The following is a 24,446-nucleotide window of genomic DNA, read 5'->3' on the forward strand; positions in this document are numbered from 1 at the left end:
ATTAGGAAGATTAAATTATGCCAAAACCATACAGTGAGGACTTACGAAGAAAAGTAATAGAAGTTTATGAAAGTAAAAACATGAAAATTAAAGAAATTTGTAAAGTGTTCAATATCACTAGAAAGACTTTATTTTTATGAAGAAAAAGAAAGCAAAAAACCGGAAATATAAAACCAATTTTGAATTATCAAAAAGGACATAGCCACAAAATAAAGGATTTAGATGAATTAAAAAATTATTTAGCAGAAAATAAAGATGTTACAGTTCAAAAAGTAATTGAAAAATTTGGTGATATGACAAAAGAAACAGTTTATAACTATTTCAAAAAACTAAATTATACATATAAAAAAAACTTTTCTATATGAACAAAGAGATAAAAATAAACAAGAAGATTTTTTAAAAGAAATAGCGAAAATAATGAATGAAGATTTGGTATATATTGATGAATCTGGAATTGATGATAATGAATTTTATAAATATGGTTGGTCTGAAAAAGGTAAAAGATTATTTGATAATAAACCTGCATATAAAATAAAGAGAATGAGTATAATTGGTGCACTAAATAAAGGTAAATTAAAAGCTCTATGAGCATTTGAAGGACATTGCAATAGTAAAATTTTTGAATCATATGTTAAAAATATACTAATTCCAGTATTAAAGTGTGGACAAATTATAGTTTTAGATAATGCGACGTTTCATAAATCTAAAGCAACAAAACAATTAATTGAAAATGCTGGATGCAAACTATTATTTCTTCCACCATATTCTCCTAATTTAAATCCAATTGAACATTTTTGATTTGCTATAAAACATAATATAAGAAAAATATTACCAAATTATTGACCAAATATTAAAAACGCGATTGATTTTGTTTTTCAAGATATGAGTAAACATTACTTTAGTTAGCTATACATGAAATGAATGAGTTACACCAATTGCTAATTCCAGATAATTATAAAAATAAAAAAGATATTTTTTTAACAGAAAAATTTGTAAAATCTTTATTATCAGATGATATTTTAGAAAATGTTAAAAGAAAGTAAACAGGTGTTATAAGATAATGATTGATAAAGAGTTAATGATTAAAAAATTAAAAAGTCAAATAAAAGATAATGAAGAAATTGCAATTGCTTTGGAATTAGCAATTGAAAAACAACAAAATAAAAAAAGACCAGATGAAAATTTCATTACAAATACAATCAACATATTAATTTGTAATGAAGCTGAAATTCATGTTTATAAAGATTTAATTAAAAGAATTAAAAAAGGAGAATTTGCTAAAAAACAAGTAAAGTTGAATTAAATATAAAAAAACACCTAGCTATTTCTAACTAGGAGATTTGGGAGATATACTCCCTTGCACAGCATTACCCGTACTAACAAATTAATTATATAATCATTTTATAAATATGTCAAATTTGAAAGTTGAAAAAATATGGAACAAAAATATTGATGAAAACTTAAAAAAGGTACAGGAATTCGTGTAAAAATTATTAATGATATTGATAAAGAAACGGGTAAGCAAAAGTATCATCCAGCAATAGTTATTAAGTCTTATCCAAGCCATGTAAAAGTGCAATTATTATCAACTCAACCTAATAAAGATGATTATTACAAAATAATTGCAAATAATAAAATTGCATATGTAAGACCTATATATTATGTAACTGTCTCTTTTAATTTAATTCAAAGTTTATGATTTGAAAAGGGGAAAATAGTATATATAAATCCTAATAGTGTTTTCTTTCAAAAAATTATTGAAATGGAATATAAAGAAATCTTTGATAAAGAATTAAATTTAAAAGAAAAAGAAAATAAAGATTTAGAAACTAAAATTAAAGAATTAGAAAACAAAGTTCAAGAACAAGACAAGGAAATTCAGGAATTGAAAAAGAAAATTTGTATGCAAACTTTAAAGTTGAAAAATCGTAATCATGGATAATTATTTACTTATTTATTGTACATAAGTAAATAATTATTTATTTTAATTGGTCAATAATTTGTTCAATTAAATTACTTACTGATATACCATTTTTTCTAGCAATTATTTTTAGTTTTTCAACTTTTTCATGATTTATAGATAATGATAATTGTACTTTTCTTACTTTTAACTGATTAGTATTAATTTTAAAACCACCTATGTTTTTTACATCACTATTGGTGATTTCGTTAGCAATTTCTTTACCAACAGTTTTTAATTTACTATTATTAAAAATATTATTATTTTCCATGTTATAAAACTCCTTTTTCTTCTAGTTCATTTACAATATTAAAATATGGATTTTCTAATTTTGATATTAATTTTATTGCTGGTTTTCCAGTTATTTCACTGTTTTTAAATTTTTGCTTTTTTCTTATCTCTTGTTTTAAAACAAAATTTTTAAAATTACTATATTCTAAATGTTTTTTAAAATCTTTTGAAATTTTATAATGATCAAAATTAGATAAAACAATCGCTTTTATATTATTTTTAATTTCCATTTTTTGACATAGATTAGTTCATACATCAAATACCATATCTATTGCTCTTAGTGAATGTATAGAATTATCACATAACAATACTATACTATTAGCAATAGCATAAGCATTAGTGTTAGTTATGTTTAAACTAGGATTGGTATCAATTAAAATATAATCATAATTATTTTTTAAATATTCATAATTTTCTCTAAAATAAGATAATAATATTTTTTCTCTGGAAATTTCATTATTTAATTGTATTTCTAATTTTATAGCTTCTATATTAACTGGAATAATTGATAAATTATTTATATGAGTTTCAAAAATAATATTTTTTAGTAATGTATTTTTTTGAAATAAAAACATTGAAAATGGTTTTTCTGGATTTAATTGACAACATTGAGTTAAGTTACCTTGTGGGTCTAAATCAATCAGTAAAACTCGTTTTTCTTTTTCTATGCTTAAAAAAGCACCAAGATTAAAAGTAAAATTCGTTTTTCCAACCCCACCCTTTAATGCTCCAACAGTAATAATCTTCATAATTAACTCCTTATTTAATTTATTTATCTTAATTAATTATAATATTATTTAATTAAAATAAATAAATATTTTTATATTTATTTTACGTATATATTGTACGTATTTATTTATTTGATTTCTTAAAATATTTATTTAAAACAAAGATATAAGCAAAATGTTATAATTTAATTATCATTTGGTAAGGAGTTAAGGAGGATTTTATGGCTATGCGTACATGTAAAAATTGTAAACAAATGGAAAAAGTTGAAAATATGACTTTTATTTGTGAAAATTATTTTTGTTTAAAATGCAAAAATGAGGGTGCAGTAAAGGAATTGTTTAAAATTTTAAAGAAAATTCAATAATAGACTTACTACATAACTATATGTTAAATATTTCAATGTGATGTTGTTCTAATTTTCAATTGTATGCTTTGATTTGTTCATTAACAAATTTTTTCATATTTTCATTTGGAACAAGCCACATGATGTGAATGTTTTGTTTTAAATATTGTCTTAAACCATCAAGTTTATCTTCAAATCGCTTGATGCTTTTTCTAGTTCTTTCAAGTTCAATAATCATGTCTTTGTTTTCATAATGAACTAGCAAGTCAGGGTATCCTTTTTCTCTTGGACTTTCTGTTTTCAGTTCTCGTTCAGTTTGATAAGAAAGTATGTCATGGATGGGGCCACTTAGCCCTTTTTACTAGACCATTAATTTAAAAAATCTGAATGTATTCTAAAAACAATTGTGTTATATAATGAACACTAATTTTGACCTGAAAGGATTTTTATTAATGGATAAAATTAAACAAATAGCATTAATAATTAACAAATTAAATATCAAAGAAAAAATTAAAATTATCGATGATTGCAAAAATCAATATTCAATTAGAAACTTATGTCAATATCTTCAATTAAACAGATCAACATATTACTTTTTAAAAAATAAACAAAAACTTATTAAAAAAGAAAAAAATCATATTATTAATTGCAATCATAAATATCAAGAATTATGCCAACTTTTAATCGAATTTCATTCTACAAGAAAAGGTAGAATTTATGGATATTTAAGAATTTTTTCAGCTTTTAAAGAGTGATTAAAACAAGAGAAAAATATCATTTTAAATATAGAATTATCAACAAAACAAATGCGAAAAATTATGAAAAAACACAATATTCAAGGATTAAAACAAACTAAAAATAACTATCCTAAAAACAAAAAAAATCCAAATAAGTGAATACCTACAATGGATAAAGTAAACAAAGATTACAAAAGTACAACCGCTTCAAATCAAATTTGATCAATGGATACTAAACAAATAAACACCAAAGAAGGTTGACTATATCTTTTTGTAATTATTGATTTTTATTCAAATAATGTTGTTAGTTATAATACATTTTCAAATAAATCATATCAAGATTTAATTCTTCCTGCACTTGAAAAAATAAACAACCAATTTTCTTGAAATCAAATAAAAAACGTTATTTTACATTCAGATAACGCCAACGAATTTTATTGTCAAGAAATTACAAAATGAGCAAAAAACAAACAAATAATTTTAAGCAAAAAACAACCATATGATATTGGCGGTAATGTCATATCTGAAAATTGATTTTCACATTTATCTCAAGAATGATTGCCTAAAGACTCAAATCAATATTTAACAATCAATGAAGCTATTAATGATGTAAATCAATATGTTATGTTTTATAATTATGAAAGAATACATTCTAAATTTTTAAAACCACCAATATTACAAATAAAAATTTAGAAATATCTATCAAAATATGGTCCAGTAATTAGGGCTAACCACCGTGATTTAACTTATGTACAAGTTAATGGTAGGTGAAACTATATTTGCCTATTAATAGACCTATTTAACCGCGAAATTATCGGACATAGTGTTGGAGTTAAAAAAGATGCATCATTAGTACATCAAGCATTTATGCAATCAAATCGCTGTTTAAAAGATATTCAAATATTTCATAGTGATCGCGGTAATGAATTTAACAATAAAATTCTTGATAAACTTTTACTAGCATTCAACATTAACCGTTCTTTAAGTAAAAAAGGTTGTCCTTATGATAATGCTGTTGCTGAAGCAACTTTTAAAACTTTTAAAACCGAATTTATTAATGATAAAAATTTTACATCATTAATCCAATTAAAATTAGAATTATTTGATTACATCAATTGATATAACAATATAAGAATTCACAGCACTTTAAACTACTTAACTCCAGTTAAATATCAACAACAAATGTCTACCAAAAAATAGTCCTAAAAAGTGTTGCCATTCCAACAGACTGAAAAGAAAGAAACTGAAAATACTCTATGTCGTACTTGTTATTATAAAAATAAACATTCTAAGAACCTGTTTAGAATCTTTTAGAAAATAATGTAAAATTACTATATATTTTAAAATAAGAGGTATATATGCATAAAAATTATCCAAGTCATGTTACTAAAGAACAATTTGAGAACATAAAATCAACTTTAGAAAACAGCAAAAAGAAAACAAAACCAAGAAATTTAGATTTATATGAAGTGTTTTGTGCAGTTTTATATGTATTAAAAAGTGGTTGTCAATGAAGAATGTTACCAAAAAATTTTCCAAAATGACAAACTGTATATTATTATTTCCAAATTTGAAGTAAAAACAATGATAAAGAACCTAGTGTATTGCAATTAATTTTAAAAAAAATTAGTTAAAAAGATTCGTATTAAGAATCATCGAAAAGAAAAAACTAGTTTTTGTATAATTGATTCGCAAAGTGTTAAAAATACAGATACTACTGAAAATAAAGGTTATGATGCTGGTAAAAAGATTTCAGGAATAAAACGTCATATTGCAGTTGATACGCAAGGTTTACCACATGCAATTTACATAACTACAGCAGAAAAAACAGATCGTAATAGTGCTATCATAATGATTAAAAGTGAAAAAGAAAATCTTTCTACAGTTCAAAAAATAATAGTAGATGCTGGCTATACTGGTGAAAAATTTGCTTCTGCAATCAAAACAATCATAAATGCAAATGTTGAAGTTGTAAAACGTAATGAATTACATTCTTTTGTAGTACTACCAAAAAGATGAGTTGTAGAACGAAGCTTTGCATGATTAGAAAAATGCAGAAGATTATGAAAAAATTGTGAAAGAAAACTAAATACTAGTTTACAAATGGTTGTTCTTTCCTTTATTTCAATTTTATTAAAAAGATTCTAAACAGGTTCTTACATAAATTTAGAAATTTAGATTTTTTTATTGAAATATCCATCTGGATAAATTCCATCTCATTTTATATCAACATTAGGATAAGAAGGATTAATAGATAAATATAAAGTTATCTTATGAATATCATCTGTTTTTCTTTCTCATATCGTCGTACAAGCCCCCCCCAGTGGACATTACCATCATAATCTAAATAATATTGCAAATCATTAGTTTTATTATGTGCTATTGAACCAATTATTAAACCAGTTACTCCACTTACTGCACCAGTTAGTGCTAATGCTAATGTTATTTTACTTAAATTTGTTTTTATTCATGTTTTCATCTTAAAGTACTTCTTTTTTCCTTGATTTTACCTCTAAATTTTACTATTTTTGATTATTTTTACAAGTATGCTTTAAAAAGAAAAATAACGCCTAAATACAAGGCGTTTATTTTGTGATACCTATACTATTAATTATATTGAAATTGTTTATTATATAGCAAATGTGAAGATACTTTTTTTCACACTAGCATTATTTTTACCCCTAATTACATTTTTATATGGATACAAGGCATAAAACAACGCATCATAAGGGTCTTGATACATATTTTTGTCTGGAATGTTAGTTTTTGTTTCATCATAACGTAATTCTTCTAAACATTGAGTAGTTTTTGGTAAATCATCTTTATTAGCATAAAAGTTTCCATAACTCATAATATTTCTCATTCAAACTACTCTATTAGTTAATCCTGCTTCTTGATTTAAATTTGAAGCATGTTTAATAGCAGTTTGTGTTATTAAAATAGTATTATGTTCATCTATTAATTTTTGATTTAATCAATCCATTGCTGTTCTTGCTTTATCATCATAAAAATAAATTGCTTGTTCAAAATTTTCAAAATTATCCATTAGTCCTAAAATTTCATTAACATAAGCATTAATTTTTTCATTTTCATTAATAAAATCATTTGGTGTAACTACTAATTCACAAATAATATAAGCATCATAATAACCAGTATTATTATATTCTTTAAAACCAACTATCATAAATACAGTATGGTCTTTTGGCCCCGTAGCTCAATCAATACCAACACTATAAAAATCAAATTTATACATTTCTTTTTCTTGATTATAAAATTGTTTTAAATCATATGATTGTCAATATTTTACTGTTTTTTGAAATGGAAAAATTGTTGCATCACTATCTAAAAATTCAAAACCATAAAAAACAGTATTAAATTCATCAGGATTACTTTTTTTCATTTCTAATAATGTCCTTTTTTGAATATCTGGTAATTTATTTCAAAATGGTTGAATAGTAAATCTTAAAACAAATAAACCTAAACCACTAAACATATCTTGATTTTCATAATAAATTTTGCCAACTTTTTTAAGATTTTCTATCACTTTATCATTTAATGGTAAAAATGGCGTACAGTATTTTAAATAAAATGGATGGTATTTATCATAAGGATTACATGTAAAAGTAATAAAGAAACTTTTATAAAAATAGCGAGTAATCTTTTGCCCAAATGTACTACTATATATATTTTTATCAATAAATGTTCAACTTCACTCTTTAATAGGTTCATTTGACACTTTAATTCTGTTGCTTCTAAACATAGAGTTTTGTAATCTTTCATATCGATATGTTAATTGCTTTTCTGTTAAAGTTTCTTTTTCTTCAGCCATTATTATTTCATCTGTTCTTGAACCTAAAAAACTTGAACCACCTGCTTCTTTTCCAAAAATTTTATTACCATTAGCATAACCAATAAAGTCAATTTGTTGATTATTAGGGAAGATAATACAACCACCATCTTTAGTAATTTTTCATTTAATACCATGTGGATTATTAGGTAATAAATTAATATCATATTTATCTAGTAAAACTTGACAAACATTCATTAATGCACCAATTGTAGTCTCGCTATGAGTATTTTCATAGCGTCTTACTTCTTGAACACTACTATCACTAAAATTACAGCATATAAATAAATCAAATGCTAAACAATTTCAAGTTTTTCTTGTACCACGTGCAGTTGGTACAAAACGATAAAAACAGTTGGTTGTAAAAAATTCTGCTCATTCATCACCAACAAATTCTTTAAAAATATCTCAACTAAAACCATAATTATTATCACTAAAATTAAGATTATATTTTTTATTTAATTGTGCATAACTAGTGATAAAAGCCATATTTACTCCTTAATTAACATATATAAGTTAAAATTAAATTATTTAAAAAAGAAAGGAACATTAAAAATGTTTATATTACCATTCCCTAATCATTTTGATTGAGACAAACACTATTTTAATCAAGATGAATTAAATTTACAACAAACAGAAGAATTATTTGCAAAAATAGATGATTATTTATGAAGTATATGTGATAAATCTGAATATAAATCATATAGATTTAGAAAAAGAAAATTAAAAACAAAAAAAGGTTTATTAAATTATAAACGACGTATTTGTATACATTATAACCCAAAAACACAAAAAAAGGAATTTGTTTCATTGCTAGATAACTATCTTGGTGTTAAAAAGTATAGTAAATTAGCACCAGATGTTATTAAACAAATTTTAAAATATTTTGCTGATGATAAAAAATATCGTGATGTTTGTGATACTTTTATTGAAGATTTAATAAGTAATAGTACAGTTTGTAGAACATATCAAAAATTTGAATTACCAAAAGCAAATATCCCTAAAATACTATTGCAACCAAATCAAACTTTATATATAAATATTGATGATGGACATAGAAAATTTAAGTTTAATGAAAAACACAATACTAAAAATTGTAAAAAATGTTCTATGAGATTATTAGTATTTTGTACTGGTAAAAAGAAAAATGGAAAATTAATTAATAAAAGAGCAGTTTGTAAAATAAGAGTATCAAAAACAGAAATTAGCGCAGAAAAAACAGCTAAATTTATTCAAAAATATGGTCATTTATATTTTGAAAACTTTGACGAAGCAAATTTAATAGTTTGTGGCGATAGTGCAAAATGAATTAGAAAAACTGCTATAATTTTAAATGCTAAATTTATTTTAGATAAATTCCATGCTTTTCATGTTTTATTTCTTGGGATAATGGCAGGAAGAAAAAAAGATAAAATTGCTAATTTACACTATCAAAATGCAATAAATTTATTTGCAAAAGGTCAATATTATGAATTAATTGAATTTTTACAGTTATTAACTTTAAAATATAAAAAATTAAAAGTTGGTTATTTTATTAATGCCAAAGATGGTGTATTAAACCAAGCATTAGTTGAAAATATTGGTTGCTTTACTGAAACTAATATTAAACAAATTTTAAAGCATATGATTGGTGATAGAACTTATAACATTGATATGTATACAAAAATGGTTAATTTTAAATGCTATCAAATAAACACAGCAGTACAATTATTATAAAATAAAAATCCCTAATTAAGGGATTTGCCTAAGAGACCACGTACTTTACATACGCTTAGTAATCATAACGGTATACGGTTTATCTTAAAGGACTTTATTACATTATAACATATTAAAAACTTATTAAAGTAAACTTTAATAAGAATTTTTGACTTATAAAAGTAAGTATTATTGTTGACTAATATTTTTCAAGTGTTAAGATTAACATACAATTGCATATTGAAGTCAAAATTATTCTCGTCTAACTTTATAATTTTAAGACAAATTTGAATATTATTGACAACATCGGTACGCTCCCAATATATTTTTCATATTAAATTACTCCTTTTTTCCTTGATTTTACTTATAAATTGTACTATTTTTGATTATTTTTACAAGTATGCTTTTAAATGCAAAATAACGCCTAAATTAAAGGCGTTTATTTTGTGAGACCAATAATATTAATGATATTCAACTTGTTTATTATATTTTAAATATGAAAGTGGTTTTTTAAATAATTTTTATTTTATTTAAAATTACACTTATATATTTATATAATAATTAAGTAAATTAATTTTTTAAATATATTTACAATAAATTTAGTTTTTTTTAAAATAGTTAGGAGAAGTAAATGTGAATTTTAATTATAAATGAAATTTTAGAGAACAAAGTGCAAAAATTGATAAATTAGTTTTAGAACATATAACAAAAAAATGAGAAAAATGAGATTGAAGAATAAAAAATACAAGAGATAAAAAGAAATATAAAATTGTTGATTATCAATATCGAACAAGAAAAATAATGTATGGATTAGTAACTTATAAAAGAAGAATTTATGAATATTTTGATGAAAAATTACAAAAATGAATTCGTGTTTGTTTAGTTGATGAATTACTAGAATTACCTAAATATAAAAGAATTGGTGAAGATATTGAACAAACTATTATTGAATATTTTGCTGATGGAAAAAGATATCATGATATTTGTGCTATTTGTAAAAAAGCAGGTATTAGTGTTAGTACTGTTCATAGAGTTTTTAAAAATTTAGAAGTAATTGAAGCAAATCCAGAAAAAGTAAAATTAGAAAAAAATCAACCTATTTTTGTAGCAATTGATGATGGTCATCGAAAATTTTGAAATTTTAAACGTAAAGGTATAAAACACTCTATGCGATTAATAGTAACATATACAGATAATATTAATCACAAAGTACAAAATAAAAGAGTAAAGGCAATTATAAGACCAACAAGAACAGTAATTGGAGTTAAAAAGACTGCTGAATTTGTTAAAGAGCATTGTCAAAAATTTTATGAAAATATTGAACAAGCAAAAATTATTATTTGTGGTGATAGTGCAGGATGAATTAAAGAAGTTGCTGATTATTTAGGTGCACAGTTTGTTTTAGATAAATTTCATTTAATTAGAACATTATATCTTGGAATAATGGCGGGAAATAAAGGAAAATATTTAAAAGAATATAATCATTGTAAAAATTTAATTAATAATGGTAATTATGAACAATTAATTGATTATTTATATAAAGAATTAGATAATCATAAAAAATTAAAGAAAAAATATTTTAAAAATAATAAACAAGGTATTGAAAATCAAAGTGCAAAGTGAAATATTGGTTGCTTTACAGAAACTAATATTTGACATGTTTTAAAAGAAATGCTTGGTAATAGAACATATAATATTTTAATTTATATTAAAATGGTTATTTTTAAATGTAATAAAATAAATACAGAATAAATACAGAAATATAATTATTATAAATTAAAAATTTAGTTTTTTTTAAAAAGAGCAAAAATAAAATAAAATAAAACTTATTAAAGATACTTTAATAAGCATTTTTGTTGTGTATAAATATTAAATTTATTTTTTAATTTTTTAGGAATTTTTTAAAATAAGTATTTTAGTTGAAATATATTTTAAAAAATAGTAATATAATTGTACAATTTCATAAAAATCCAAATTATTTCTTGTCTAAAATATAATAAGACTATATACATTTAATTTATTCCGGATTTTTGACAATCTCCCAAAATAAAAAAACAAAAATTAATAAATTAAATGCTAATTAAATTTAATATTAAACATTATTTATCTTTAAAAACTTTTTTAAAAATATAATCAACATTTATTAAAAAAATATTATTATTACAACATTCATTTAACTGTTCACTAGTTAAATATTGATTAATATTATTCTTTATTAATACATCTTTAAAATTAATCATTTTATTTTGTGCTTCTAAAGTGCATTTTTGAATAAAATCATAAGCAATTTCACGTGTTATTTTTGGATTATTTTTAATAATAGCCAATAAAACTACTTGTGAAAAATAAAGTTCATTAGCTTTAGCAATATTATTTGCCATGGCACTAGTATTAATTACTAAATTATCTAAAATATTTGTCATTCTATTAATAATAAAATCTAATATATGATAAATATCAGGTAACATAATGCGTTCATTAGAACTATGAGAGATATCACGTTCATACCATAATAAATTATTCTCATATACTATACTATTATAACTTCGAACTAATCTTGCTAAACCACAAATATTTTCAGAACCAATTGGATTTTTTTTATGTGGCATTGAACTTGAACCTTTTTGTGAAATAGAAAATCCCTCTAAAAGTTCATTAACTTCGCTACGTTGACTCAAACGAATTTCTAAAGCTATTTTTTCAATTGTTGTAGCAATTGAACTTAATTGTGTAATTAAAAAAATCAAACGATCACGTTGTACTACCTGCGTAGCAGAACTGTCAACTTCCATTTTTCATTTTTTGGCAATAAATTCACTAACTTTTGGCGAAATATGAACAAAATTACCCATAGCACCCGTAATCTTAATAACTTCAACTTGTTTTCTTGCTAATTCCAACCTTACTAACTGTCTATTTATTTCATCGTATCATAAAGCAAATTTTAATCCTAATGAAGTTGGTTCACCAAAAATACCATGACTGCGACCAATTACTAATTGATCTTTATATTTAAACGCTAACTCTTTTAATTTCAATTGTAAAGTAATTAAAGCTTTTTCAATAATTTCATTTGAAAATTTTATTTGTAGATTTTGGACACTATCAACCATATCAGTTGAAGTTAAACCATAATGAATTCAACGACTTTCAGTTTTTAAGTTAGCACTTAACATTCTAGTAAACGCAACTACATCATGTTTAGTTTCTAATTCTAATTTATTCATTAATTCAATATCTAACTTAGCATTTTTTTTAATTAATTGAAAATCTTTAAAAGGAATTATATTTAAATGTTGTAATGATTCACAAACATCAATTTGAAAATTCATTCATAAGTTTAAACGATTTTTCATATTTCAAATATTAGTCATTGCTTTTGTTTCGTAACGTTCAATCATTTTTACTCCTTAATAAATATAGTTTGTTTACGATCTGGACCAACAGAAAATATTCTAATTGGAACACCCACCAACTCACTAATTTTTTTTAAATAATTTTTAGCATTTTCTGGTAATTCATCATAACTAGTAATATTAGTAATATCTTCATTTCAGCCAGGCATAGTAATAAAATGTGGTTGACATTTATTAAAGTTATTAATTTGAGAAGGTATGTATCTAATTATTTCGCCATTTAAAGTATAATGCGTACAAATGCTTAATGTTTCAATACCAGTAAGCACGTCTAACAACATAATAGCTAAACTAGTAAATCCATTAATTTGGGCACTATACTTAGCAATAACTGCATCAAATCATCCAATTCTTCTTGGTCTTTTTGAAACTGTGCCATATTCATTACCAGTCATACGAATATAATCTGCTAATTTACCAAAAACTTCACTAGGAAACGCACCAGCACCAACTCTTGTACTGTATGCTTTAGTTACACCAATAATTTCATTAATTGCTTTTAAAGAAATACCTGAACCAATAGCAATTGAACTAGCACTTGGATTAGAAGATGTTACAAAAGGATATGTACCATGATCTAAATCTAATAAAGTACCTTGTGCTCCTTCAAATAATATCTTTTTATTTCTAACTAATTGTTCATTTAAAAATTGACCAGTATCAATAATTAAATCTTTAAAGTATGGTAATAATTCTAATAAACGATTATATATTGTTTGCGCATTAAATTCTTTTTCATATCCATAAACATTTTTTAATATTTTATTTTTAATTAACAAATTATCAGTAATCAATTCTAATAGTCGTTCCTTATCTAATAAATCGCCCATTCGAATTCCAATCCGATTAACTTTATCAGCATAACAAGGTCCAATTCCTTTTTTAGTAGTGCCAATAGCTTTATCACCCTTAATTTTTTCTTCATATTCATCAAATGCTAAATGATAAGATAAAATAATATGAGCACGATCAGAAATTCGTAAATTTTGACAACTAAAACCAGCAGCTTTTAAATATTCAATTTCAGAAACTAATTTTTCTGGATTAACAACACAACCATTAGCAATAACACAATATGAATCTTTATTAAAGATACCAGAAGGAATAATACTTAATTTATATTTTTGATGATCAAAAACAATTGTATGTCCGGCATTATCACCACCACTTCAACGAACAATAACATCAGAATTTTGACTATAATAGTCAGTTATTTTACCTTTTCCTTCGTCACCTCATTGACAACCAATAATAGCAGTAGTTTTAAATGGTTTTGGTTGATCAATTTTTGATATTAAAATATTTTTAGTATTGACAATTTTATTAGTAATTTTTTGATTTTCTTCTTTTATTATATGTTTTGACTTTTCAAAATCTACTTTCATCTTATTAATGATTGGCTTAACAGTTTCAGTTTTTATTGATTGCGTTTTTACTTTAGTTGCTTTTTTTACATCTTTAACTTTTGGTTTAATAGTTTTATTAAGTTGTTCAACTTTAGTTTTTGCCTTTTCTATTGTTGGTTTGATTATATTTTTTTTTGCTTTCATATTGTCTCCTTTATACTCAAAAAAAAGTATTTATAAATTTATAAATTAATTATATAATTATTTAATAATGATTATCAAAATATTGTTATTAAAAATAAACTAGTAAAGGAAACTTAAAAAATGAAATGAAATTTTGATAATGACAGTTTTCAAAATGATAATAATGATGATTTTGACAAACTTTGTCCTATTTGTAAGCAGAAATTACTAGAAGCAAAACTTGAAAAAATAAATGAAATAAATCAATATCAGCAAACACAAAATGATATTTTATTAATTGAAGAAATTAAAAAAGAATTAGAAAAAATTAAAAAAGAAAAAGAAACACAACTTTATGTTTACTTATGTAGAAAACATAAAAATGAAAATATTCTTTAATATTTTTATAATATATTAATTATTTTTTATTATATTTATTCATAATATTTTCAAATTTACTATCAGTAATTCAACTACTAATGCTTTCTACAAAAAATTGTTTATGAACGTTTATATTCTTTAACTCATCATTACTAAACTTACTCAAAACTCAATCAGCCGTGTTAAAATTAGGATTTTTACCAACACCAATTCTTAATCTTTGAAAATCTTTACTACCAATTTGATTAAAAATACTTTTAATTCCATTATGACCAGCAGCACTAAATTTTTGTTTATATTGAAATTGACCAAAATTTAAATCAACTTCATCGTGAATAATTAACACATTTTCAATTTTAATTTTAAAATAATTCATAAAATTTGAAACACAAAAACCTGATAAGTTCATAAAAGTTAATGGTTTCAAAAAAATAACATCAGTGCCATTAACAACAGTTTTAACATATTGACCATTAAATTTAGTTTGATTAATTTTTAATTGTAATGTTTCACAAATCATATCAATAACAATAAAACCAATATTATGACGTGTCAATTCATACTCTTTACCTGGGTTTCCTAATCCAATAACTAATTTCATCTACTTTAAATTTCCTCTTTATTATTTTTTACTATTTTTATTATTAATTTTTTTTATTAATTCATTTGTTTTATCATCATAAACTTTTGTTAATGATTTATTATTAATTGAAGCATCAATCATTTTTGCAATAAAATCAGCAATTGAAATAATTTTTAAGCCATTAAATTTTTTTTCTTCAGAAATTTCAATAGTATTAGTAATAACAACTTCCTTAATAATTCCATCAATAACAGCTTGTTTCAAATTTTTTGAAGCTTGCCCACTAAAAATACCATGAGTAGCTAAAATATAAACTGATTTTGCACCATGTTCTTTAATAGCTTTTGCTGCATTAATAATAGTACCACCTGTATCAATCATATCATCAATAATAATAGCATTCTTTTCTTTAACATCTCCTAATACAAACTTAACTTGACTTTGATTAGGAGTTGTTCTTCTTTTATCAATAATTGCCAAAGGTACACTTAAATAATTACCTAATCTTCGAGCACGAGTAACACCACCATGATCTGGAGATACAACAACTAAATTAGTTAAATTTTCTTCAATTAAATAAGATGCTAAATCTTGAGTTGCTCGTAAATCATCAACAGGAACATCAAAAAATCCTTGTTCTTGTGGTGAATGTAAATCAACAGTAATAACACGATCAACACCCGCAACAGTTAATAAATTTGCAACAAGTTTACAAGTAATAGGTTGTCTACCACCTTGTTTTCGATCTTGACGAGCATAACCAAAATAAGGAATTACTACATGAATTTTAGCAGCAGATGCACGAACTAAAGCATCAACAAAAATTAATAATTCCATTAAATTATCATTAGTTGGCGGCGAAGTTGATTGGATAATATATACCACTTTCCCTCGTACTGATGTTATAGATTGAATGTTAAATTCACCATCAGCAAAACGACTAATTTCTGCTTTTCCAGGTTCAATATTAAGTTTTTTACAAACTTCTTGTGTAAATTTTTGACTAGCACTTAAACCAAAAACTACAATGTTTTCTACATTATTCATTAAATCCTCCTTTACATGTTTCTAAAAATTATAATTATAATTTCATTATACAATGTTTATTACAATTTAAGTATATTAAATTTAAAGACTATTAATTAAAAATAATTAATAAAAAGTTATATCTTTTGCAAGAAAAAATAAAATCATTATAATAGTTAACGGATAATAAATATTTAAAAATATGTTTATTAATAAACAAGGATTATTGCTGAGGTGTTTTATATACTTATTATCCACAATCTAATATCATTAATTTTAATAATTATTCTGAAACGTATTTATTATTAATAATAGTAAATAACTGGTAAAACATTGAAAATGTTAATTCTTCAGATCTCATTGTTAATGATCAAGATAAGTCGTTAATTAAATTAACGGCTTTTTCTTTACTATTTAAATAAATACCCAAATTGTTAACTAATGTTTTTCTCTTATTAACAAAGCAACTTCTTACAAATTTTCAAAATAATTGTGGTTCATCAAGTTGAAATTTAGGATTTACTTTAAAATAAACAACACTACTTGTGACATTAGGTATCGGAGTAAAATTATTAGGACTAACATCAAAAATAATTTTAACATCACAATAAAATTGACACATAACAGAAAGATTATTATATACTTTAGTTTTAGGTTTAGCACAAAATCTTTGTGCAACTTCTTTTTGCATCATTAATGTAAATGAATCAAATAATTCAATATTTTCTAATAATTTTAAAACAATTTGTGAGGTAATATAATAAGGCAAATTTGCAATTACATGAATTTTTTGATTTATTGCAAATTCTTCATTAATGATTTTTTTTAAATCTAAATTTAAAAAATCATCATTTATAATTTTTAAATTTTTGTATTCATTTAACTCTTTTTCTAAAACAGGAATTAATTTTTTGTCAATTTCAATTGTCACAACTTTTTGCGCAGTGCTGAGTAATTTATTGGTTAAATGACCAATGCCCGCTCCAATTTCAACAATGCCATCTTCATCTTTAAAATTACTAGTTTTAACAATTTTATCAATTATATTATTATTAATTAAAAAGTTTTGTCCAAACTTTTTAACTGCATGTAAGTCGTATTTTTTCAATATTTTTTTTGGATTTTCCATTATTATTCTCCAATTCACATTTTTAGTTAATTATATACTAGTAATAATTAAACAAATAGTTAGCCAACTAATCATATATGCTAAATTTACTACTAGCAAATCTACATGTGGTAATATTAACATATATCAACTTAATAAATAAATATTAATTTGAGTGGGAAAAGGAGATGATTTTTATATGGCAACAAAAATAGAGGTTGCTAATGACGGACACAATAACCAAGACGTTAATATTGTTTCTCTAGATTTAGGAACAAGAAATTTAATTGTCAGAGTTAATGGAAGGGTTGTTTATAGTCAACCATCAGCAATTGTATTTGATACAGAAAACGGAGAAGTATTCATTGGTGAAGCTGCTTTATTAATGAAAGAAAAAACTCCAGCGAATAAAATTTTCAGAGAACCAATGGCTAATGGTGTTATTAGTGACAATAATGCTTTGATTGCTTTATTAACTGAAATTTTTACACAAATTATTGATGTGAAAGCTGAAAAAATTTGAGAAAATTCAGTAGCACTTGTAGCTATTCCATCTAAGGTTTATAAATTAGATAGAACTGTTTTACGTGAAATTCTACAAGGAAAAAAAGTAGCTAAAATTCCAATTTATAGTGATAAATTTCCCAATAGATATAATGCAAGTAATGAAAGCGTAATGAAAGCTGAAAAAGTTGTTATTGTTCCTGAAGTAAAATTGGCAGCTATTGGTGCTGGGGAAGCACTTTGAGATGCTTCAGGAGTATTTATTCTTGATATTGGTGGTGGAACTTCTGACTGTGCCATTTTATCAAGTGGAGAAGTTATTGTTCAAGATTCAATTCCAATTGCTGGAAATGCTATTGAACGTAGTATTAAAGAACATTTTGAAAAAATGCACTATATATCTCTTAGCTCAATGGAGGCTGAAAAAACAAAAATTAGTGCTGGTATTTGAATAGATGGTGAAAAAGATAGTGAAAATAAAATTACTATCCATGGAAAAAGTACTAAAACTAAAAAACCTGAACAAATTACAGTTCCTAAGCAAGAAGTAGCTAGAGTAGTTACCGAAGCCTTTGAACCAATTGTTGCACTATGTAGTGACATTATCGATAAAGCCGGACCTGCCTTTTCAGAAATGATTATGAAAGACGGTTTAACTATCACTGGTGGGGGTGCTTTGCTTGAAAATATTACAACTTATCTAAAAAAACGACTAAATTTAGAACATGTGGTATCTGCTAATAATCCAAGAGAGTGTGTAATTAGAGGAACTCAAGCCTATGAAACTCATAAACAAGATGTATATGAAAAAGGATTCATTAGACCAAGTAATTAAAATTCCAGGTGTGTAGAAGGAGGAAAAAAAATGGGATTATTTGATAAAAAACCCAAAGAAAACTTAAATAAAAAAAGTAATATTAAGTCTATTAATGACTACCAATGATTAGCTTTAGATGTCGGAACAGAAAACTTTAAAGCAAGGTATGTTAACATTGGACTTACATATGATGCTCCAACTTATCTTGCTGAAGACTATGAAAAAAATGTTATTCTTTATGGTGAAGAAGCTAAAGCTTTAATTGATAAAACAAATGAAAATGTTGTTATTAAGCGTCCAGTTCGTGATGGTAATATTGCTGATCCAGATGCTTTACAACGTATCCTTGCTAAAATTTTTCAAGATTTTAGACTTGAAATTAAAGATTCAAAACAAGCTGATAAAAACCCTAATTTAATTGTTTTAATGGCAACACCAAGTGAAATTAATTCAGTACAAAGAGAAGCACTAGAAAATATAGTTCATCGTTTAGGAGCACTTCGTGGATTTGTTCAAGAAGAAGTTAAAATGGCAGCATTAGGTTCAGGCCAAGATATTTTTGGAACTGCAATTATGTGTGTTGATATTGGTGGGGGAAGTACTGATATTGCCGTAGTTAGCAACGATTCAATCCTATATTCATATACAACACATTGTGCTGGAGACTATTTAACACAAAAAATTCAAGAATACATAGCTAAAAAGCATGCTTTAAAAATTGGTACTAAAGAAGCAGAAGATGTTAAAAAGAACATCGGTTCACTTCTTAAATATCAAGATGAAAAACCATACACTATTTCAGGTGTTTCATTACCTAGATTAGACTCTCAACCAGGAGAAACAATGTCAATTTCTAAAACTATTGAAATTACACCAGAAGAAATTCGTGAAAATGTAATGCAAGTTCAATTTAGAGAACATGTTATTCCATCAATTCGTAGAGTACTAAGAACTTCTGGGGAAAAAGCTGCTGGTAGTGTTAGTGACTTAAAGAAAAAAGGTAAGGGAATCACAATTTCTGGTGGTGGAGCTTACATTAAAAAAATTGATGAATTTATTAAAGAAGAATTGGCTAAGGAATATTTCATCGAAGTTAAAGCTGAAAAAGGTACAAAACCAATTCGTCAAAAATATGAGGGAGATATCTTTGAAGTACGTGTTGCTCAAAATCCTTTAGATAATGTTATTGATGGTTGTGTAAAATATCGTGATACAATTTACAAACAATTAATAGCTGAACAAAATCCTAACCGCGAAATTCTAACAAAAGACGAAGATTTAGGATAAAAAATAAGTTTAAATAAAATGCACTTTTAAAATTTATAGAAGTGCATTTTTTACCTATATAAATAATAAATTACTATATAAAATTAAAAAATTAATAATCACGCTTAAAATATATCATTAACTATTTCAAAAAAAATATCATAAAAATCATATAAAATTATTAATACATCTTAAAAGATTTAAAGATTATAAGAGTATTAAACTAAGATATGAAAAGATTACTAACCATTTTAGGGACACTAATTTTAATTAAGAACAAGTTTAACTATTATGGCATGTAGTGAAACCAAACAATAAATACAATCCTTACCAATACAAGTATCAAAATGAAATGAAAATAATGGTAATGATTTAGTTATCAGTTTCAAAAAAAGCAAACAAAAATATGAAATGCCTAGAAGGTACCAATTAATATTTTTTTCTTTCTGTAATTATTAATTTAAATAAGGAATTTGAAATTATTAATAATAATTTTTTTAAAAGGAGATTTTATGAAAAAATATCGTAAATTTTTTATAATTTTCATAGTTTTATTGGTTACTGGTTTACTTGCTTGAATTATTGTTTGAAGTTGCCAAGCTAATTATAATCGTGATTATTATCTTAGTTTATTACGTTATCGTTGATCATCAGAAATGACTAGTTTTATTAAAGAGAATGAACGAAAAATTAAAAAGCCAGCTAGTCAAATGGCAAATAATGAATTTAATAGTTTTTATGATACTGCTAGTAAACCATTACCTTTTCTTGATTTTAATCAATTAGCACATGATTTAACTAATACACGACTAGGAACTCAAAACAATGATGTTGATTGAGAAAAATTATATAAAGATGTTGGTTTAAGTCAACTTGCTACTGAAACAGGAAAAAAAGAACAATTACGTTTTTATAATATTATGGCAGGAGTATATGGTAAAAATAACATTTTACGTTTAATGCAAAGTGTTACTCAAGCACCAATATCAAATAAAAACGTCATTGCTTATAATCAATATTCTTATCTAATTAATAGTCAACGTCAAATTTATGGTCCAGATTTTGTTAATATTAAAGAAATTATCGCAAACTATCAAGCGGGTTGATGAGCAACTAATAACATAATTAGTGTTAGTAATCATGAATATGGTCATGCTTTCGATAATTTTTTATCATTAACGGATGCTGATCGTAGTACGTTTAATAACAATTGAAATTGACCTAAAAATAATAAAATCGAAAATTGTTTATTTAATAAAAATATTTTTAAAATTAATAATGATTATTCATCTGTTTGAAGAGCACAAAATCACGTGATGAGGCCGCCAATTTCTGATTGTAGTCAATTATTAATGGATTACTTAAATGATAAAGTTAATATTAGTAATAGTGATTATCAAAAAAAAATAGTATTCCCAATGATTATTGTGCAAAGTAATTATGGTCGTATATTTTGAAGCCAAGCAAAACCCTATAAAAAAGGTGAATTTTTTGCCGAAGCCTTTGCTGAATGATTATTAACGCCGCAATCTGGACGAGGGTGAAATTGAGAATTATTAAATGATTTTTTTATTAAAAAATTACCAACTTATTTATAAATTTTTCCATAAAATATTTTAATTAATAAACTTTTTTAATTCTTCTATTTTTAAAATTCCTAGAATTTTATTAAAATTAATATTATTTATATTAGTTAATCTTAATAATCTTGTATTTTTAATAGTTTTTAATTTATCAAATATCATAGATTTCCTATCTTTTTTAATTTTAATATTTTAATCCAAGAAGTCTATTATATAGAGAAACATGAAGCAATATTAATAAAGGAAAATTATATAAAATAATAACCTAAAAATAAAATAATATTTATTTTTTACAAATTAATTATTATTAATAAGTTTTATTAATTTTTTTTGTCTAACAAAATAACCAATTAAAATTAAAACTCCAGGAATAACAAATGTTGTTAAACTAAATAAACCTGTTAAAAATAATCATTTTTCTTCAATAAAATAATTATTTAAACAAAGTAAAAAGGGAATCACTTGAAATAGTCCATAAATAATTATTAAAATAATAACTAGTGAAAAATAATTAAAAAATGTAAATATTCCATAAATAATACAGCTAATAAGTAATATTATTGACATAATCATTCCAATTATTAAACCTATTTTAATAAAATTATTATTATTATTTATCATTTTTTCATTACTCCTTTTTTTACTTTATATAAAATTTTAATATAAAATGTTATAATATTATTATACTACTTATGGGAGAAAGATAATCTAATGCAAAAAATAAATATTTTGTTTAAAAATCAGATTCAAAAGAAAATTAAAGTAAATAATTTATTAAAACATAAAAATCAAATTGTATATTTTTATAATGTAATTGTCTTTAAAACATATATATTAGTTTATTATTATTACTATAAATAAAAAATACAAACTTAAAATACTACCAATTGACTTTACAATTGATAATACTACTACTTTTTCATCTAAAATAATAATTTAACAAGTTAATATTATTATTTTTTTTAAAAGAATACTATAAAAATAGTAGCACTGCTTATAAAAAAATAAATAATATAAAAACTTTTTTCTAACTAAAAGCAGATTGTAATTCAAAGTTTTACACTTCAAATTACAATCTGCTTTAATAATTTTATATTATAACTTTATTTTAAATATTTAATTAATAATCTATTGCAAATTTCAATCCATACCCTAAACTTCTAGTTAAATAGACATTAGAAAATGACATATCGAATGTTAATTTTGCAGGAAATAAAAATTGAATGTGTCAATCAAGATTATCAAAAAATAATGCAGTAGTTATACCTCTAACAACTTCAGCAGTTGCTAAAAAATCTTTATACGATTCTTTAAATGAAAAATTCATTCTATTATATGCTACTTCTTCATCTGTAATTTTTCCCTCATTAATTTTATTAATTTCTTTTCCCATTATTTTTAAAGGAACAGAAAATACATCATAATGTTCTGAACCTCAGTCTATTTTATCTGAACCATTATTTAAAAATCATTCTAATATTCTAAGAACCTGTTTAGAATCTTTTAGAAAATAATGTAAAATTACTATATATTTTAAAATAAGAGGTATATATGCATAAAAATTATCCAAGTCATGTTACTAAAGAACAATTTGAGAACATAAAATCAACTTTAGAAAACAGCAAAAAGAAAACAAAACCAAGAAATTTAGATTTATATGAAGTGTTTTGTGCAGTTTTATATGTATTAAAAAGTGGTTGTCAATGAAGAATGTTACCAAAAAATTTTCCAAAATGACAAACTGTATATTATTATTTCCAAATTTGAAGTAAAAACAATGATAAAGAACCTAGTGTATTGCAATTAATTTTAAAAAAAATTAGTTAAAAAGATTCGTATTAAGAATCATCGAAAAGAAAAAACTAGTTTTTGTATAATTGATTCGCAAAGTGTTAAAAATACAGATACTACTGAAAATAAAGGTTATGATGCTGGTAAAAAGATTTCAGGAATAAAACGTCATATTGCAGTTGATACGCAAGGTTTACCACATGCAATTTACATAACTACAGCAGAAAAAACAGATCGTAATAGTGCTATCATAATGATTAAAAGTGAAAAAGAAAATCTTTCTACAGTTCAAAAAATAATAGTAGATGCTGGCTATACTGGTGAAAAATTTGCTTCTGCAATCAAAACAATCATAAATGCAAATGTTGAAGTTGTAAAACGTAATGAATTACATTCTTTTGTAGTACTACCAAAAAGATGAGTTGTAGAACGAAGCTTTGCATGATTAGAAAAATGCAGAAGATTATGAAAAAATTGTGAAAGAAAACTAAATACTAGTTTACAAATGGTTGTTCTTTCCTTTATTTCAATTTTATTAAAAAGATTCTAAACAGGTTCTAATAGATTTTGGTTTTTGAAAAGATTTTAAACCTGTAGAAACTACAAAATCTCAACTTTCATAAGCTGGATTTGATACTGATGAAGTTTTATAACTATGAACAATATCTTTTTTATTTTCACTAAATTCATAAGTTATTTCTTTAACTTCTTTTGGACTATTATTTATATTTAAAAAATTATTTGCATTTGTAAACGCTAAACCAATCGTTCCTAATAATGTTACTAAAGTTTTCATATATATTTTCCTTTCATAAATTAAAATATTACATTTTTATTTTT

The 24,446-nt window shown here is 23.7% G+C and carries 29 protein-coding genes and 1 pseudogene; 16 read left to right on the forward strand and 14 right to left on the reverse strand.

The features are described from left to right. Positions 1-17 precede the first annotated feature (17 nt). From AACL11_RS01695 to AACL11_RS01715, 5 genes are all read left to right on the forward strand, one after another. A complete protein-coding gene (locus AACL11_RS01695; RefSeq protein ID WP_338973555.1) occupies positions 18-377 on the forward strand; it encodes a helix-turn-helix domain-containing protein in 360 nt (119 codons plus the stop codon). A gap of 28 nt (positions 378-405) precedes the next feature. Continuing rightward, positions 406-906: an IS630 family transposase gene (locus tag AACL11_RS01700; protein ID WP_338988468.1), complete on the forward strand. Its 501-nt coding sequence runs from the start codon at positions 406-408 to the stop codon at positions 904-906. Positions 907-917: 11 nt separating this feature from the next. Then, the gene (locus tag AACL11_RS01705) at positions 918-1,043 is read left to right on the forward strand and encodes a hypothetical protein (RefSeq protein ID WP_338986973.1); all 126 of its coding nucleotides are present in this window, start codon (positions 918-920) and stop codon (positions 1,041-1,043) included. 17 nt (positions 1,044-1,060) lie between these two features. Beyond that, the gene (locus tag AACL11_RS01710) at positions 1,061-1,303 is read left to right on the forward strand and encodes a hypothetical protein (RefSeq protein ID WP_338986976.1); all 243 of its coding nucleotides are present in this window, start codon (positions 1,061-1,063) and stop codon (positions 1,301-1,303) included. 132 nt (positions 1,304-1,435) lie between these two features. Further along, on the forward strand, positions 1,436-1,942 hold the full coding sequence (locus AACL11_RS01715) for a hypothetical protein (RefSeq protein ID WP_338986979.1): 507 nt from the start codon (positions 1,436-1,438) through the stop codon (positions 1,940-1,942). Positions 1,943-1,979: 37 nt separating this feature from the next. On the opposite strand, the gene AACL11_RS01720 is transcribed toward AACL11_RS01715, so the two are convergent. Both AACL11_RS01720 and AACL11_RS01725 read right to left on the reverse strand, forming a co-directional pair. Next, a complete protein-coding gene (locus tag AACL11_RS01720) occupies positions 1,980-2,231 on the reverse strand; it encodes a DUF6364 family protein (protein WP_338986981.1) in 252 nt (83 codons plus the stop codon). Position 2,232: 1 nt separating this feature from the next. Then, positions 2,233-3,000, reverse strand: coding sequence for a ParA family protein (locus tag AACL11_RS01725; protein WP_338987909.1), 768 nt, complete (start codon positions 2,998-3,000; stop codon positions 2,233-2,235). Between the two features lie 200 nt (positions 3,001-3,200). Here AACL11_RS01725 and AACL11_RS01730 point away from each other — a divergent pair, with 200 nt between their 5' ends. Beyond that, positions 3,201-3,344: a hypothetical protein gene (locus AACL11_RS01730; protein WP_338987910.1), complete on the forward strand. Its 144-nt coding sequence runs from the start codon at positions 3,201-3,203 to the stop codon at positions 3,342-3,344. Positions 3,345-3,360: 16 nt separating this feature from the next. Here the strand turns inward: AACL11_RS01730 and AACL11_RS01735 are convergent, their stop codons facing one another. Beyond that, complete coding sequence (locus AACL11_RS01735; protein WP_338987911.1) at positions 3,361-3,588, reverse strand: hypothetical protein; 228 nt, start codon at positions 3,586-3,588, stop codon at positions 3,361-3,363. 151 nt (positions 3,589-3,739) lie between these two features. Here AACL11_RS01735 and AACL11_RS01740 point away from each other — a divergent pair, with 151 nt between their 5' ends. The 3 genes and pseudogenes from AACL11_RS01740 to AACL11_RS01750 all read left to right on the forward strand — a co-directional run bounded on the left by AACL11_RS01740 (position 3,740) and on the right by AACL11_RS01750 (position 6,208). Further along, complete coding sequence (locus AACL11_RS01740; RefSeq protein ID WP_338986622.1) at positions 3,740-4,753, forward strand: IS3 family transposase; 1,014 nt, start codon at positions 3,740-3,742, stop codon at positions 4,751-4,753. A 45-nt stretch (positions 4,754-4,798) separates the two neighbouring features. After that, positions 4,799-5,260, forward strand: a pseudogene (locus AACL11_RS01745) (IS3 family transposase); the annotation flags it as partial. 158 nt (positions 5,261-5,418) lie between these two features. Continuing rightward, positions 5,419-6,208, forward strand: a protein-coding gene (locus AACL11_RS01750) for an IS5 family transposase (RefSeq protein ID WP_281747819.1) whose coding sequence is annotated in 2 segments (ribosomal slippage) — positions 5,419-5,679 and positions 5,681-6,208 — 789 coding nt in all. Because the reading frame shifts where the segments join, the coding sequence is not laid out codon by codon here. Positions 6,209-6,326: 118 nt separating this feature from the next. On the opposite strand, the gene AACL11_RS01755 is transcribed toward AACL11_RS01750, so the two are convergent. Beyond that, positions 6,327-6,539, reverse strand: a complete 213-nt coding sequence (locus AACL11_RS01755; protein ID WP_338987912.1) for a hypothetical protein — start codon at positions 6,537-6,539, stop codon at positions 6,327-6,329. 150 nt (positions 6,540-6,689) lie between these two features. Continuing rightward, positions 6,690-8,396 carry a hypothetical protein gene (locus tag AACL11_RS01760; protein WP_338987913.1) on the reverse strand — a complete coding sequence of 569 codons (1,707 nt, stop codon included), beginning with the start codon at positions 8,394-8,396 and terminating at the stop codon, positions 6,690-6,692. A 66-nt stretch (positions 8,397-8,462) separates the two neighbouring features. Here AACL11_RS01760 and AACL11_RS01765 point away from each other — a divergent pair, with 66 nt between their 5' ends. Then, complete coding sequence (locus AACL11_RS01765; RefSeq protein ID WP_338987914.1) at positions 8,463-9,623, forward strand: Mbov_0401 family ICE element transposase-like protein; 1,161 nt, start codon at positions 8,463-8,465, stop codon at positions 9,621-9,623. Positions 9,624-10,235: 612 nt separating this feature from the next. After that, the gene (locus AACL11_RS01770) at positions 10,236-11,354 is read left to right on the forward strand and encodes an Mbov_0401 family ICE element transposase-like protein (RefSeq protein ID WP_338987915.1); all 1,119 of its coding nucleotides are present in this window, start codon (positions 10,236-10,238) and stop codon (positions 11,352-11,354) included. Between the two features lie 347 nt (positions 11,355-11,701). Here the strand turns inward: AACL11_RS01770 and purB are convergent, their stop codons facing one another. After that, a complete protein-coding gene (gene purB, locus AACL11_RS01775; RefSeq protein WP_252320738.1) occupies positions 11,702-13,003 on the reverse strand; it encodes an adenylosuccinate lyase in 1,302 nt (433 codons plus the stop codon). A gap of 2 nt (positions 13,004-13,005) precedes the next feature. Next, positions 13,006-14,568 (reverse strand): adenylosuccinate synthase, encoded by a 1,563-nt coding sequence (locus AACL11_RS01780; protein WP_338987916.1) that lies wholly within the window; start codon positions 14,566-14,568, stop codon positions 13,006-13,008. 120 nt (positions 14,569-14,688) lie between these two features. On the opposite strand from AACL11_RS01780, the gene AACL11_RS01785 reads away from it, so the two are divergent. Then, the gene (locus AACL11_RS01785) at positions 14,689-14,946 is read left to right on the forward strand and encodes a hypothetical protein (RefSeq protein ID WP_252320612.1); all 258 of its coding nucleotides are present in this window, start codon (positions 14,689-14,691) and stop codon (positions 14,944-14,946) included. Between the two features lie 19 nt (positions 14,947-14,965). On the opposite strand, the gene pth is transcribed toward AACL11_RS01785, so the two are convergent. The 3 genes from pth to rsmA all read right to left on the reverse strand — a co-directional run bounded on the left by pth (position 14,966) and on the right by rsmA (position 17,666). Continuing rightward, positions 14,966-15,529, reverse strand: a complete 564-nt coding sequence (gene pth / locus AACL11_RS01790; protein WP_338987917.1) for an aminoacyl-tRNA hydrolase — start codon at positions 15,527-15,529, stop codon at positions 14,966-14,968. Between the two features lie 21 nt (positions 15,530-15,550). Further along, on the reverse strand, positions 15,551-16,558 hold the full coding sequence (locus AACL11_RS01795) for a ribose-phosphate diphosphokinase (protein ID WP_286641660.1): 1,008 nt from the start codon (positions 16,556-16,558) through the stop codon (positions 15,551-15,553). Between the two features lie 262 nt (positions 16,559-16,820). Continuing rightward, the gene (gene rsmA / locus AACL11_RS01800; protein ID WP_338987918.1) at positions 16,821-17,666 is read right to left on the reverse strand and encodes a 16S rRNA (adenine(1518)-N(6)/adenine(1519)-N(6))-dimethyltransferase RsmA; all 846 of its coding nucleotides are present in this window, start codon (positions 17,664-17,666) and stop codon (positions 16,821-16,823) included. Between the two features lie 178 nt (positions 17,667-17,844). Here rsmA and AACL11_RS01805 point away from each other — a divergent pair, with 178 nt between their 5' ends. The 3 genes from AACL11_RS01805 to AACL11_RS01815 all read left to right on the forward strand — a co-directional run bounded on the left by AACL11_RS01805 (position 17,845) and on the right by AACL11_RS01815 (position 21,830). Next, on the forward strand, positions 17,845-18,984 hold the full coding sequence (locus AACL11_RS01805) for a rod shape-determining protein (RefSeq protein ID WP_338987919.1): 1,140 nt from the start codon (positions 17,845-17,847) through the stop codon (positions 18,982-18,984). A gap of 30 nt (positions 18,985-19,014) precedes the next feature. Then, positions 19,015-20,253: a rod shape-determining protein gene (locus AACL11_RS01810; protein ID WP_338987920.1), complete on the forward strand. Its 1,239-nt coding sequence runs from the start codon at positions 19,015-19,017 to the stop codon at positions 20,251-20,253. Positions 20,254-20,744: 491 nt separating this feature from the next. Further along, the gene (locus AACL11_RS01815; protein ID WP_338987921.1) at positions 20,745-21,830 is read left to right on the forward strand and encodes a hypothetical protein; all 1,086 of its coding nucleotides are present in this window, start codon (positions 20,745-20,747) and stop codon (positions 21,828-21,830) included. Between the two features lie 18 nt (positions 21,831-21,848). On the opposite strand, the gene AACL11_RS01820 is transcribed toward AACL11_RS01815, so the two are convergent. The 3 genes from AACL11_RS01820 to AACL11_RS01830 form a co-directional block, all read right to left on the reverse strand. After that, complete coding sequence (locus tag AACL11_RS01820; protein WP_338987922.1) at positions 21,849-21,977, reverse strand: hypothetical protein; 129 nt, start codon at positions 21,975-21,977, stop codon at positions 21,849-21,851. Between the two features lie 135 nt (positions 21,978-22,112). Then, on the reverse strand, positions 22,113-22,436 hold the full coding sequence (locus AACL11_RS01825) for a hypothetical protein (protein WP_338987923.1): 324 nt from the start codon (positions 22,434-22,436) through the stop codon (positions 22,113-22,115). 499 nt (positions 22,437-22,935) lie between these two features. Then, positions 22,936-23,385, reverse strand: a complete 450-nt coding sequence (locus AACL11_RS01830; RefSeq protein ID WP_338987924.1) for a hypothetical protein — start codon at positions 23,383-23,385, stop codon at positions 22,936-22,938. Here AACL11_RS01830 and AACL11_RS01835 point away from each other — a divergent pair. Continuing rightward, positions 23,367-24,156, forward strand: a protein-coding gene (locus tag AACL11_RS01835) for an IS5 family transposase (protein WP_281747819.1) whose coding sequence is annotated in 2 segments (ribosomal slippage) — positions 23,367-23,627 and positions 23,629-24,156 — 789 coding nt in all. Because the reading frame shifts where the segments join, the coding sequence is not laid out codon by codon here. The two genes, AACL11_RS01830 and AACL11_RS01835, sit on opposite strands and share 19 nt — an antisense overlap. On the opposite strand, the gene AACL11_RS01840 is transcribed toward AACL11_RS01835, so the two are convergent. Further along, positions 24,142-24,402, reverse strand: coding sequence for a hypothetical protein (locus AACL11_RS01840; protein WP_338987925.1), 261 nt, complete (start codon positions 24,400-24,402; stop codon positions 24,142-24,144). The genes AACL11_RS01835 and AACL11_RS01840 overlap by 15 nt on opposite strands. Positions 24,403-24,446: the final 44 nt, after the last annotated feature.

The organism is Spiroplasma endosymbiont of Dasysyrphus albostriatus, from assembly GCF_964019495.1.
Lineage (GTDB): Bacteria > Bacillota_I > Bacilli_A > Mycoplasmatales > VBWQ01 > Spiroplasma_E.